The 13236-nt window shown below is 59.6% G+C and carries 13 protein-coding genes; 9 read left to right on the forward strand and 4 right to left on the reverse strand.

Annotated features, from left to right (window positions below; all coding sequences use genetic code 11):
* Window positions 1–114: 114 nt before the first annotated feature.
* The gene (locus V6N02_RS15810) at window positions 115–1665 is read left to right on the forward strand and encodes a winged helix-turn-helix domain-containing protein (RefSeq protein ID WP_371226938.1); all 1551 of its coding nucleotides are present in this window, start codon (window positions 115–117) and stop codon (window positions 1663–1665) included.
* Here the strand turns inward: V6N02_RS15810 and V6N02_RS15815 are convergent.
* From V6N02_RS15815 to ccmI, 4 genes are all read right to left on the reverse strand, one after another.
* Complete coding sequence (locus V6N02_RS15815; protein ID WP_371226940.1) at window positions 1646–2827, reverse strand: MFS transporter; 1182 nt, start codon at window positions 2825–2827, stop codon at window positions 1646–1648. The genes V6N02_RS15810 and V6N02_RS15815 overlap by 20 nt on opposite strands.
* A gap of 411 nt (window positions 2828–3238) precedes the next feature.
* Window positions 3239–3475: a DUF1289 domain-containing protein gene (locus tag V6N02_RS15820; RefSeq protein ID WP_371226942.1), complete on the reverse strand. Its 237-nt coding sequence runs from the start codon at window positions 3473–3475 to the stop codon at window positions 3239–3241.
* Entirely contained in the window at window positions 3472–3933 is a 462-nt protein-coding gene (gene ruvX, locus V6N02_RS15825; protein ID WP_371226944.1) for a Holliday junction resolvase RuvX, read from the reverse strand. Before ruvX ends, V6N02_RS15820 begins: the two co-directional genes overlap by 4 nt.
* Before the next feature lie 11 nt (window positions 3934–3944).
* Window positions 3945–5174: a c-type cytochrome biogenesis protein CcmI gene (ccmI, locus tag V6N02_RS15830; RefSeq protein WP_371226946.1), complete on the reverse strand. Its 1230-nt coding sequence runs from the start codon at window positions 5172–5174 to the stop codon at window positions 3945–3947.
* A 212-nt stretch (window positions 5175–5386) separates the two neighbouring features.
* On the opposite strand from ccmI, the gene V6N02_RS15835 reads away from it, so the two are divergent.
* The 8 genes from V6N02_RS15835 to V6N02_RS15870 all read left to right on the forward strand — a co-directional run bounded on the left by V6N02_RS15835 (window position 5387) and on the right by V6N02_RS15870 (window position 13153).
* Window positions 5387–6631 carry a sarcosine oxidase subunit beta family protein gene (locus tag V6N02_RS15835; protein ID WP_371226948.1) on the forward strand — a complete coding sequence of 415 codons (1245 nt, stop codon included), beginning with the start codon at window positions 5387–5389 and terminating at the stop codon, window positions 6629–6631.
* Window positions 6628–7122 (forward strand): hypothetical protein, encoded by a 495-nt coding sequence (locus tag V6N02_RS15840; protein WP_371226950.1) that lies wholly within the window; start codon window positions 6628–6630, stop codon window positions 7120–7122. The genes V6N02_RS15835 and V6N02_RS15840 overlap by 4 nt, the downstream gene beginning before the upstream one ends.
* A gap of 235 nt (window positions 7123–7357) precedes the next feature.
* Window positions 7358–7606 (forward strand): hypothetical protein, encoded by a 249-nt coding sequence (locus V6N02_RS15845; RefSeq protein ID WP_371226952.1) that lies wholly within the window; start codon window positions 7358–7360, stop codon window positions 7604–7606.
* 93 nt (window positions 7607–7699) lie between these two features.
* Window positions 7700–8029 carry a sarcosine oxidase subunit delta gene (locus V6N02_RS15850; RefSeq protein WP_371226954.1) on the forward strand — a complete coding sequence of 110 codons (330 nt, stop codon included), beginning with the start codon at window positions 7700–7702 and terminating at the stop codon, window positions 8027–8029.
* Complete coding sequence (locus V6N02_RS15855) at window positions 8026–11037, forward strand: sarcosine oxidase subunit alpha family protein (RefSeq protein ID WP_371226956.1); 3012 nt, start codon at window positions 8026–8028, stop codon at window positions 11035–11037. Before V6N02_RS15850 ends, V6N02_RS15855 begins: the two co-directional genes overlap by 4 nt.
* The gene (locus V6N02_RS15860; RefSeq protein WP_371226958.1) at window positions 11030–11599 is read left to right on the forward strand and encodes a sarcosine oxidase subunit gamma; all 570 of its coding nucleotides are present in this window, start codon (window positions 11030–11032) and stop codon (window positions 11597–11599) included. Before V6N02_RS15855 ends, V6N02_RS15860 begins: the two co-directional genes overlap by 8 nt.
* 122 nt (window positions 11600–11721) lie before the next feature.
* A complete protein-coding gene (locus V6N02_RS15865) occupies window positions 11722–12396 on the forward strand; it encodes a hypothetical protein (RefSeq protein ID WP_371226959.1) in 675 nt (224 codons plus the stop codon).
* A 157-nt stretch (window positions 12397–12553) separates the two neighbouring features.
* A complete protein-coding gene (locus V6N02_RS15870; protein WP_371226961.1) occupies window positions 12554–13153 on the forward strand; it encodes a superoxide dismutase in 600 nt (199 codons plus the stop codon).
* Window positions 13154–13236: the final 83 nt, after the last annotated feature.

The raw sequence follows: 13236 nt of genomic DNA on the forward strand, positions 1-13236 counted from the left end.
ACGAGTACTAACGGGCAGGCATCGGCCAAGCTTGAGACAAACCTGAGAAAACCCTGAGATGTCGTGAGGTTTGTGCTAACTCACTCGGCATCGGCACTGATAATCCGGCTGGACATGAAAGTTACGATTGCTGACGCAGAATTGGATTTTGACCAGATGACGGTTGTGCGAGAGGATCGGACGCATCGCCTGACGCGGCAATCATCCGGCATTCTCAGGGCGCTTTTTGAGGCGGCCGGCGAAATCGTCAGCAAAGATCAGCTGATTGATCAGGTTTGGGCTGGCCGGATTATCACCGACGCAACCCTCTCGACCGCAATCAAGGAGGCGCGCCGCGCGGTCGGCGATACCGGATCGGATCAGCGCATCATCAAAACCGTGCACGGCATCGGGTTTCGACTGGCGAGCTCATCCAAGCAGATGGTGTGCTTTCAAGACAATCTGGCGGCAAAGCCCTGCCTTCTGGTGCTGCCCTTTCGCAATCTGGGCGGCAAGCCGGAGGATCAGTTCGTCAGTGACGGTTTGACCGATGAAGTCATTGCGAACCTGTCCCGCTTCCGCGACCTAAAGGTGCTTGCCCGCAACACCTCGGAAGCGATTGCCGCAGCGGGCCTGGATCATACCGGGATTCGCGACACCTACGGGGTCGGCTTTGTTGTCGAGGGCAGCGTACGCCGTTCGACCGAGCGCTTGCGGGTGACGGTACAGGTGGCCTCGACCGAAGACGATGCCATCCTGATGACCGAACAATTCAACCGCGAGGCTTCGATCGACGCGCTATTCGACGTTCAGGACCAAATCGCTGCGCTCTGCGCGGGGCGTCTGGCGGGGCCGCACGGCCCCGTGGCGGTTCAGGCCGGGCACAAGGCCCGCCGCGATGGCCGGTCGACAAACTGGGAGATGTACCGGCTGGTGGCAGATTTCAGGCGCTTTTACCGGACCTACGATCCCGCGCTTCACGCCGAACTTCGCGACAGGTTTCCTGCCGCCCTGGCCCGCGATCTCAATGCGGCGGATGGCTGGTCTGCCTATGCCGTGATCCTGCTTGAAGAACATCGCTACCATGTCAATGAACGTGCCGGGCTGAACGTGTTGCCTCTCGCCACCGACGCCGCGGAAAAGGCCGTGGCCGCCGATCCGCGCAGCGCCTTCGCGCACGCCGTGCTTGCCATGTGCCGCCTATTTGCTCTGGATGTGGATGGTTTCAATCTGGCCGCTGACCGTGCATTGGACTTGAACCCCGGCAATTCGGACGTTCTGTCAGAAATTGGTCACTGCTACGCGTTCCTGGCCCGCGAAGACGAGGCCATTGCCTTGCTTGATCGCGCGATGGAGCTGAGCCCCGAGCATCCCGGCTGGTATCATTTTGCCAAGACCTGGCGCTATGTCCGGCTGGACATGCTCGATGCCGCCATGCTCGAAATCCAGAAAGAGCCGATGCCGGGGTTTTACTGGTACCACGCCCATCTCGTCTGGCTGCACGTGCTGCAGGACGACCGGGCGGCCGCCAATGCCGAGGTGGATATTCTGCGTGAGGTCTTTCCGGAATTCGAAACCCGGGTCTACCAAGAGCTGGCCATGTGGCAGGCAAACCAAGATCTCGTGCAGTCGGCGCTTGAGGCCTGGCGCGTGGCCGGCCTGAAGATCAAGATCGAAAACGGATAACGGACCGATCCAAACCAATCAGACCTGTCGCAGCGATGGCGATGGCAAGGCCCGAGAAACCCGCAAGATGCACAACCCCTGCACCAACGGCGCCTCCTGATGCAAAGCCCAAAAGATAGGCTGCCATGCGTTTGCTGACATCGGCCCGCCTGTCGCCATTGCCCCGTTCCGCCAGATAGAGCGGGAAATACAGAAACAGGAAAAACCCATTGGCCAGAACGCTGATCCCAAGCAGGATGAACGACGGGGCGATGTAGCTGATTGCAGCTGAGATCGCCGCGCAAAGGAAGGCGCTGGCGCGGACTATATTTTCCGATCTTGTCCCGGTTTTGCCCGCAAGAAACGAGCCCGCCGCGCCTGTCAGCAGACTTCCCAACAACCAATAGGACAAGTCGCCCGCGCCCGTGATCGAGGAAGCAAAAAGTTCGATATAGGTCCAGTAGGCCCCCATCATTACGAAGAACGGGAATTGCAGAAACGGAAAGCCCGACCATAAGGCAACGCCAGAAGCCTCCGAAGTCTCGTGCAATAGGCGTTTCGGGCTAGCTAACGCCAATAGTGAAAGAGACAGAACCGCAAGCAGCCAAAGCAAGTTCACTCCTGAGAGAGGAAGCACCAGGTAAATCAATAGAGCGGTTAACAGGCCGATAACGAGCGCGCCGCTTATGGTTTTCTGAAGCTCTGCGTCATGGTTTGCATCGCGCAACGCGTGCGCAGTGAGAACGCCAAGAGACCCTCCGAGAAAGACGCACGCAATCAGCAAAGCAATTGCGTATGATGCAACCGGGACAGCCAGAAACACCAGACAAAGTGGCACGATAACAGCCGCGGCGGTTACCAATGCAGCAGCGTGGGCCACCGTCGTCGCGCCAGCGCATGACAGCGCAGCCATCAGCAACACGATGCTGCCCAGTAGCCCGGCAGTGGTGCCCGACAGGGAGTGTCCTCGTGCGATCTCGGCGATCCACACCGGCATCGTGTTGATCAGCACTGCGCCGAAGCTCAGAATTGTTGCGGCCCGAAATCTACCTGAAGTCAGAGTCATGGCTTTAGCAGTAATGTGTAAGACTGACGGATCACAGCACCACGCTCGATTTTGGTGACGAATTATCGTTATTGGAAGTCTTTCCCATTCCCTCGGTGTCGGATCAAACCCCGGCAAGATCTCTTTTACGATCAGCCGTTCAGTTCGTGATCAAGGGGCTGTTTTTAAAGAGTCTACAGCAGGGTCAATGGTCGGCTTGTCTGGCTAACTATTGGTCAAATCTGATCACAGCGAACGGACGACCGGGATTTTACCGGAATCTGCCCGTTAGCATGACAGCAATCGGAAAATCTGCCGCGCCGCCGAAATCTCCGCGCCAAATTCGTGCGGGGTTTCTGCGTCAGCAAGAGCCGCAGGGGTGAAAGTCCGGTGGCTCCCGCGCCCCGTCGATCAAGGGTGCCGCCTTCAGCCTCCGGTTCGTGTCAGAAATGCCCGAGGTTCGCGCTGGCTTGGCAAGGCCTGTCGCCAAGGGTTCAAACGGGAAAACCGCAGCAGCCCATCACACGTGCGCAGTACCGCCGTCTACGCTCAGCCGCGATTAAGCCGTGCTGCGCGCCCGCCGCGGCGCTTTTTCAGCATTCCGGCACGGTCGGGCAGGGCGGCCATGATCTCGCGCCGCTCCTCGGGGTCCATCTTGGACCAGCGGCCAATCTCGTCGATGCTGCGATAGCACCCGGTGCAGATGCGCGCCTCGGGATGGACCACGCAAATCTTGATGCAGGGGCTCTCGATTTCGTCGCGTTTCCAGACGGGAAGTTCACTCAAGGCTCTGCCCTCATATGCTTCAGGCGGTCCAGCGCCCCCTGCAGGATATAGCAGGCGGCAATGTTGTCGATAACCTCTGCGCGACGTTTTCGTGACGCATCCGCCTCAAGCAGGGCGCGTTCGGCGGCCACGGTCGACAGGCGTTCGTCCCAGAACCCGATGGGTATATCGATCAGCTTTTCCAGATTGCGGGCAAAGGCACGGGTGGACTGGCAGCGCGGCCCTTCCGATCCATCCATGTTGCGCGGCAGGCCAAGGATGATCCCGCCGACATGACGTGCCTCGATAATCTCAAGCAGACGGGCCGCATCCGTTCCGAATTTCTTGCGCCGGATCGTCTCGACCGGGCTGGCCACCGACAGCAGCGGATCGGACAGGGCCACGCCGATGGTCTTGTCCCCAAGGTCCAGACCGATCACAGCCCGCATGGAGGGCAGGGCGGCGCCAAACCCTTCCATATCCTCCAATATCACTGGATCACACCGGCATCATGGGCCGCACGGCGCAGGGTTTCCAGCGCATCGGTATTGTCGGCAAAGACCTGTTGCGCCTCTTCCCAGATCGCGTTGGCCGCGCCGGTTTCACCCAACACGCCTTGCGCGCGGATCAGCTGGGCCCAGTCTTCGGGCGGTCCGCCTTCCGTTGCCAGACGCTCGGCCAGACCCGCCACCATACCTTCGATCATCGCACGACGGTCTTCCTCGCTCATGTCCTGCGCATTGGCGACGTCTTCGGCGCTGGGGCCGGAGGTGGCGGGATCCAGGGGCGGCAGTTCATATTTCTCACCCGCGCGCCAGGCCACTTCGCCGATCTGGTCGCGCGTGGCCAACACCCAGGGGGCATTGCCCGGGCCATCTTCGATCAACCCTTTCATGGTGCGAAACGCGGCATCGGGGCGATCCACCTGCATCAGGTATTGCGCCAGGTAATAGCGCGCAAAGGGATAGTCCGGGTCAAGGCTGAGGGCGCGGCGCAAGGCGGTTTCCGCCTCGGACGAGACATAGCCGCCCGCCGCGCCGATCTTGAGTTCGGCCAGATAAGTGTGATCGGCCGCATCCGCCTCGTCACCGCGCACTTCAAGCAGCTGCTGCTGGGCGTCAATCGCTGCACTCAGATTACCAAGGGCGGCTTCATTGCGCGACAGCAGGCTCAGCCCGCGAATATCGGTCGGGTTTTCAGCGACCTTCTCGCGCAGCTGTTCCATCAGCGACAGGAACTCTTCGGAGGCCTCTTCCACGGGATGGGGCGCGGGCATGCGTGCCTCAACCTCGGCCTGGGTCAACCGGTTCGCGCGCGCCTCGTCCGAGGCGGCGATGCGGGCCTTGATCGGCACATCCTGGAATCCCGGCGTTCCCAAATCGCGGTAAAGCAGGATCGAGCCACCGACCACGGCCACAAGGGCAAGCCCGCCGACCAGAAACCCGGAACTGCCGGGCTGACCACCGTCTCCACCGCTTTCTTTCAACTGGGCATCCGCCGCCAGAATACGGCGCGACACCTCGGTGCGCACACGCTCGGCCTCGTCTTCGCTGATCACACCGCGCGCCAGATCACGGTCCACCTCTTTCAGCTGATCGCGGTACACCTGCAAATCATAGGCGGCGGGGGGCACCTCTCCGGCACGCCCATGCAGGGCCGCGCGCACGAACAGTGCCGACACGGCCAGCGCAATCACAGCGATGATGATCCAGAACGTCATGATCTCTCCTTCGTTGACCCCCATGTAAACCCGCGCGGCCCCGGAAAAAAGGGACAAAGCATCACATCTTTTGACGCACCCGGCGGCATCGGCCCCCATGTCGTGTTTTTTATGTTATCTGTCGCGCTGGGTCACCTTTGCCGGATGGTTTTGCCGCATACCCATAGCAACGCGGACCCACCCGCGATTCCACCCCTAGTCCGAGAGCGCGCATGAGACGTTATTCTGCCTTTGCCATCGCCCGAGAAGCCGCCCGGTATCACACCGGCTGGGACCGTGCCTGGGCCTCGCCCGAGCCGAAGAAGAAATATGATGTCATCATCATCGGGGCCGGCGGGCATGGTCTGGCCACGGCCTATTACCTGGGCAAGAACCACGGGATCACCAATGTGGCGATCATCGAAAAGGGTTGGCTGGGCGGCGGCAACACCGGGCGGAACACCACAATCATCCGCTCGAACTACCTGCAGGATCCCTCGGCCGCGATCTACGAAAAGGCCCGCAGCCTTTACGAGACGATGAGCCAGGATCTGAACTATAACGTCATGTTTAGCCCCCGTGGCGTGATGATGCTCGCCCAGACCCAGCACGAGGTGCGCGGCTATGAACGCACCGCCCACGCCAATGCCCTGCAAGGGGTGAAGACCGAATTCATCAGCCCCGCGCGGGTCAAGGAACTGGTGCCGATCATCAACCTCGATGGTCCGCGCTACCCGGTGCTGGGGGCCTTGTGGCAGGCCCGCGCCGGCACTGCGCGCCATGATGCGGTGGCCTGGGGCTATGCCCGGGCATGTTCCGATATGGGCATGGACGTGATCCAGAAATGCGAAGTCACGGGCGTGCGCAACGAAGGCGGCAAGGTGGTCGGTGTCACCACCACCAAGGGCGAAATTGATTGCGACAAGCTGGGCATCGTCGTGGCCGGGCATTCGGGCGACGTGGCGGGCATGGCGGGCTTCCGTCTGCCCATCGAATCCGTACCGTTGCAGGCGCTTGTGTCCGAGCCGATCAAACCCTGCATGGACGTGGTGGTCATGGCCAACACCGTGCATGGTTACATGAGCCAGTCTGACAAGGGCGAAATGGTGATCGGCGGCGGCACCGACGGGCACAACGCCTTCACCCAGCGCGGCAGTTTCCACCATATCGAGGAAACCGTGCGCGCCCTGATCGAAACCTTCCCGATGATTTCACGCCTCAAGATGCTGCGCCAATGGGGCGGGATCGTGGACGTGACCGGGGACCGCTCGCCGATCCTGTCCAAAACACCGGTTGAAAACATCTTCATCAACTGCGGCTGGGGCACCGGCGGGTTCAAGGCGATACCCGGCTCGGGCTTTGGCTTTGCCGAGTTGATGGCAACCGGCCACTCGCCCCTGACCGAGGCGTTCAACCTTGATCGCTTCAAGGAAGGCCGCTTTATCGACGAAAGCGTCGCGGCGGGGGTCGCGCATTGATGGTCGAAAACCCGTTGCAGAAGTTTGAGAAGCCACTAGCAGGTGTTATGGGGCTGGCCATCATCGCATTTGTTTTGGTCAATTTGGCGATGTTGATTTGGGGTTCGCCTTGTTATTTTCAACGGCTCGGCAGTTTTTGGGTTGCATTGCTAATCCTCTTGTTTGGTTTTCTTAAGTTCATTCTGGCTGAACTGAATAAAGCCGCACATGGAAGGGGCGCTTTTGCTGAGCAGTTTAAAGAAAAGCTGTCACCGGTTCTTTATTCGGAAGACAAAGGCTGGCTCAACCACATGTCGCCAGATGGCAAAGAGTATGAGCGGCCATTGTACAGTATAGAAGAAGTTAAAAGATACCTGAGCGAGCTTGAAGACAAGCTTATGTTTGCAGTTTTGCCGAATGAGCTTCTAGTGGCAGCAGTGGCCACTCTACAATGGGGGTATGGCGACCTCTTCCATAACTTTGTTCACGGAAAGGGGTGGTTGTCATGCTGATGTTGAAACTTCTTTTCCAATTTGAAACAGGCACGATATATCTTTCGCTCAAGAAGGGTTGCAAACTTATGCGTCCCGTCGTTTTTGAGAAAATGGCGTTTCAGGCGGAAACCGGCCCATGCCACTCCGCCCAACACGCGGGGTTCGGCCCGTTTTCACCGGGGATTTCCGCTTGTCCTTCACGGGCGCGGGCCGCGACCCCATCCTTTCTGACATCGAGAAAGGAGACCATATCATGGCCGACCAAGATCATTCACTGCACTCACGTAACTATCCGCCCAATCACCTCAGCTCTGGCGGGGGTGGTACAGGTCTGTTCTGGGCGCTGTTTGCCGTTGCTGCGCTGGGCGTTCTCGTCCTCATCGGCGCCATTGGCGGGGGCTCGACCGGAATCGAACATCCCGGTGGCGCAGGCGCAGACCCTGTCGTTGTGGAGCCTGAATCCGCTCCCCTCCCGACGGAAAGCACCACGATCGTCGAATAAAACCAACACTCACGCAACCACGGCAGGCGGGCGTCTTTTGGCGTCCGCCTTTGTCGTGTGTGCGTCCCTCACCCCGTCAAAAGGAATGGCCCCATGCTGATCCTCACCTGTCCCTGCTGCGGTGTCACCGGCGAAGAGACCGAATTCGCCGCCGGTGGCGAGGCGCATCTGAAACGCTTTGGTCCCGGCTCAAGCGAGGACCAGTTTCATGACTACCTGTTCATGAAGGAAAACCCCAAGGGTGTTCATCTGGAGCGCTGGCGCCATGCCAATGGCTGTGGCAAGTGGTTCCTAGCCGCGCGCAACACCATGACGCTGGAAGTGTACGGCACCTACGCGGCGCAAACATATGAGCCGCCCCAGGACATCAAAGACAAGATCTCGGCCAAAGTGCCGGGCTGGAGCTGGAGAGAGTTCTCATGAGCACACGTCTGGCCACTGGCGGTCGCCTGATCGACCGCGCGAAAACTGTGAAATTCACCTTCAACGGTAAAAACCTTGAGGGGCGGGCAGGCGATACGCTGGCCTCGGCCCTTTTGGCCAACAACCAGATGATGGTGGGGCGTTCGTTCAAATACCACCGTCCGCGCGGCATCGTGGCCAGCGGCGGCGAAGAACCCAACGCGCTGTTTAACATGGGCGAGGGTGCACGGTTTGAACCCAACCAGCGCGCCACCACGACCGAACTGTTTGACGGGCTGACCTGCCGCAGTCAGAACCACTGGCCCAATCTGGAATTCGACGTGGGTGCCATCAACAAGCATCTCAGCCGGTTTCTGCCCGCGGGCTTCTACTACAAGATGTTCATGTATCCGCGGTCCTTCTGGAAACATGTCTACGAGCCGTTCATCCGCCAATCCGCCGGTCTGGGGCAGGCCCCGAAAGACCGCGATCAGGACAAGTACGAACATTTCTACGCCTTCACCGATATTCTGGTGATCGGCGGCGGCGTCGCGGGTCTGCAGGCGGCCAAGACGGCGGCGCTCTCTGGTGCGAAAGTCATGCTGATCGAGCAGACACCCGACTGGGGCGGTCGCGCTCTGGTTGAAGGTCTCCCCATTAATGGCGAGCCTGTGGATAAGTTTGTTCAAGAAATCTTAAGCGAACTTCAGGAAATGCCAAATGTGACCCTGCGCAACCGTATGATGGGCGCGGGGGTCTACGACCACGGATATGTGCTGGGCTACGAGCGGGTGAACGATCACCAACCCGACGCGCCGGGCCCGCGTCACCGCCTGTGGCGTATCCGCGCAGGGCAGGTGATCACAGCCACGGGCGCGATTGAACGGCCTCTCAGTTTCGCCGGAAATGACATTCCTGGCGTCATGCTGGCCTCTGCGGTGCGTGATTACGTTGTCAATTATGGCGTCTCTGTCGGCGACCGCACCGTGGTTGTCACCAATAATGACGATGCCTACCGTACCGCGATCACCCTTAAAAACAGCGGTCTGGACGTGCCTGCCATCATCGATGCCCGTGCGGGCGGCGGCGGCGCGCTGGCGGATGAGGCGCGCAGCCTCGGCATCCGCGTGGAAAACGGCAAGGCGCTCTCGAAGGTCAAAGGCACGCGCCGTGTGACCGGCGTGGCGATATGCGCGCAGGCTGGCGAAGGCGCGGTGCTCGAAGAAATCAAATGCGACGCGGTGGCAATGTCAGGCGGCTGGTCGCCCGTTGTGCACCTCTGGTCCCATTGTGGTGGCAAGCTGATCTGGGACGAGTCATCGGCAATGTTCCGCCCGGATGTGGATAAATCTCCGACGGGTGACGCAGGGGAAGCTTTCGTCGTGCCCGCCGGGGCGGCCAATGGCGCGCTGGATCTGGCTGCCACGTTGGCCGACGCCGACGCTGCCGGAAGAACCGCGGCCAAGGCACTGGGGCGCAAGGTGAAAGCGGCCAAGGCACCGACGGCAGAGGCGGCCAATGAGGCCCCGATCGAGCCGATCTGGATGATGCCCCAAGGGGCCAGACCGGCCCTGCGCATGAAATCCTGGCTGGACTACCAGAACGACGTCAAAGTGTCCGACGTTCAACTGGCCGCGCGCGAGGGCTATGAAAGCGTTGAGCACGCCAAGCGTTACACAACGCTGGGCATGGCGACCGATCAGGGCAAGCTCAGCAATATCAACGGCCTCGCGATCCTTTCTGATGCTTTGAATCAACCCATTCCGCAGACCGGCACCACCACCTTCCGCCCGCCTTACACACCGATCTCCATGGCGGCCATCGCGGGCGAGGCACGGGGCGAGATTTTCCAACCCATCCGCAAAACCGTGCTGCATGAGTGGCACGAGGAAAACGGTGCGTTCTTTGAACCCGTCGGCGCGTGGCGTCGGCCCTATTGCTTCCAGAAATCGGGCGAAAGCGTTGAAGATGCGGTGATCCGCGAAATCAACGGCACCCGCGACAGCCTTGCGCTGCTGGATGCCTCGACCCTGGGCAAGATCATCGTCAAAGGGCCGGATGCAGGCAAATTCCTCGACATGCTCTACACCAACATGATGAGCACGCTGAAGCCGGGCAAATGCCGCTATGGCCTGATGTGCGGCGAAAACGGCTTCCTGATTGACGATGGCGTGGTTGTGCGTCTCGATGAGGACACGTTCCTCTGCCACACCACCACTGGCGGGGCCGAAAGCATCCATGGCCACATGGAAGACTGGCTGCAGTGCGAATGGTGGGACTGGAAGGTCTACACTGCCAACGTGACCGAGCAATACGCCCAGATCGCTGTCGTCGGCCCCAATGCCCGCAAGGTGCTGGAGAAGCTGACCTCGGACGATATTTCCGCCGAGGGCCTGCCCTTCATGTGCTTCAAGGACATCACGCTGGATGGCGTACCCTGTCGCGCCTATCGCATCTCCTTCTCGGGTGAACTCAGCTATGAGATCGCGATTCCGGCCTCTTATGGCCGCGCGCTCTGGGATAAACTCTTGGCCGAAGGCGCCGAGTTCAACGTCACCACCTACGGCACCGAAGGGCTGCACGTGATGCGGGCCGAAAAGGGCTTCATCATGATTGGCGATGAAACCGACGGCACGGTGATCCCGCAGGACCTGAACATGGGGTGGGCGATCTCCAAGAAGAAAGACGACTATCTGGGCAAGCGCGCGCAGGAGCGCAGCCATATGGCTGACCCGACCCGCTGGAAACTGGTGGGACTGGAAACCATTGACGGCTCTGTGCTGCCAGATGGGGCCTACGGTGTGGCCGACGGTGATAACGCCAATGGCCAGCGCAATGTGCAGGGCCGCGTGACGTCCAGTTACTACTCGCCGACGCTGAACAAAGGCATCGCCATGGGCCTCGTGCTGCATGGGCCGGACCGGATGGGCGAAGTGATCGACTTCCCCAAGGTCGATGGCGAAGTGATCAAGGCCAGGATCGTCGATCAGGTTTTCTATGATAAGGATGGGGAGAAGCAGAATGTCTGAACCCGTTAGCCCCCTGAACCGCGCCAAATTTGAGGGATATGTCCGTGTCGAGGCGATGGGCCTGCACGGCATGATCACGCTGCGCGGCAATCTGAAATCGACCAAGCTGAAGGCGGCTGTGAAGGCTGTCACTGGCGTGGCCGTGCCCGCGATGCGCAGAATCGAAATGGCAGGTGAGTCTGGCGCGGCATGGATGTCACCCGACGAATTGCTGCTGTTCGTGCCCTACGCCGAGGTCGATGCCAAACTGACCGAGCTGGAGCAGGCGCTGGCTGGACAGCACTTTCTGGCCGTCAACGTGTCGGACGCCCGCGCGATGTTCCACCTCGATGGGGCAGGGGCACGCGAAATCGTGGCCAAGCTGATGCCGGTGGATATGGCCACAGACACCTTCGCTCCCGGTGATTTCCGCCGCACCCGCATGGCCCAGATCCCGGCTGCCTTCTGGATGCCGGCCGAGACGTCCGTGCAGATCATCTGCTTCCGCTCGGTCGCAGACTATGCGTTCAACCTGCTGAAAGACGCGGCCGAACCGGGGGGTGAAGTGGGCTACCTGACCTGAGTTCAAGCCGGGCACGTCCATTTTAATCTGCCCAAAGGCCGCTCATGCTGCCGTTTTCCGTGGCAATCGATGTTGCCATGGCATACCAAGCGCGCGTGGGATTCAGCTATGGGTAGAGTGCTTTGATCAAAGATTTTTTTAACGGCAAGTACAGCCTTGGCATCACCTACTGGGTTGGCATTTTTGGTATCGGCATCTTCATCAAGTTGGTCAACCGCGCCATAATCAACGGGTTCCTGACGATTGAGTCCGAGGCCGCATATGCTCGGTTGGAACTCTTCGACCTCACCTTCACCATTGTATTGGCGGTGTACCTGCTCCTCATGATGCGGGCATTGTGGAAATCAGGCAATGACGACCGAACGTTGGGCGGTTGGGGATGGATTGGGTTGATCTTGACAGGCTTTGCGGCGCTCGTCGCGACATACACAGCAGTTTCCCTGCTTTTCCCCAATCTAACTCAACCACGTTTCTTGGTTCTGATGGAGATCAAGGAATTCAACAAATCTCTGCCCGCAGATATGGGCGATGGTGTCACGATGCGCCGGGTCAAGATAACTCAGAATGATATGGTGTTTGTCATATCAGTATCCGGGCAGTTCGAAGACTTCGGGTATAGCTATCTGGAAAGTGCTTTGGAAATCGACACTGTCGATGGCCAAGAACTTTGCGAAGACTTTCAGGGGTACTTCAAGGGCGGCATAGATCGTATTGTTTACGAATACACCTTTGAAGATGATGTGGTTTTGTCAGCGCTTGATGGCACTGACTGCCTGCGATGGCTAAGCGAGAGGTAGGTGCGCTGTGCCCCGGATAAGGCCGTGCGGAATGACTTTGATCCACGATGTGGCAAGAGGGCGGGCGGGAAACGCCAATAACACCCTTGACCTCACCCACCCCACGCTACCATGTAAGGCCGTATAAATTCTGCACAACGAACAGGGGGCCCGACCCATGGCTTTTGAACTTCCCGATCTTCCCTACGCCCACGACGCACTCGCCGACAAAGGCATGAGCGCCGAGACGCTGGAGTACCACCACGATCTGCACCACAACGCCTATGTCACCAACGGCAACAAGCTGATTGAGGGCACCGAGTGGGCCGACAAGTCGATGGAAGAGATCATCACCGGCACTTATGACGCCAATGCCGTGGCGCAAAACGGGATTTTCAACAACATCTCGCAGCTGTGGAACCACAACCAGTTCTGGGAAATGATGGGTCCCGGTGCCTCGTTCATGCCCGGCGAGCTGGAAAAAGCCATCACCGAAAGCTTTGGCAGCGTCGATGAGTTCAAATCGCAATTCTCCGCCGCTGGCGCGGGCCAGTTCGGCTCGGGCTGGTGCTGGCTGGTCAAAAACGCTGACGGATCACTGGCGGTCACCAAAACCGAGAACGGCGTCAACCCGCTTTGCTTTGGTCAGACCGCTCTGCTGGGCTGCGACGTGTGGGAGCATTCCTACTACATCGACTTCCGCAACAAGCGCCCGGCTTATCTGGAAAACTTCCTCGACAATCTGGTCAACTGGGAAAACGTCGCCTCGCGCATGTGAGTTTCTGCAGGACCTGACAAGACAAAGATCCCTCGCCTCAGGCGGGGGATTTTTTTGTGGGGAAGGAGAGGGGCCGCCCGCAC

It is taken from the genome of Roseovarius conchicola, from assembly GCF_041403425.1.
GTDB lineage: Bacteria > Pseudomonadota > Alphaproteobacteria > Rhodobacterales > Rhodobacteraceae > Roseovarius > Roseovarius conchicola.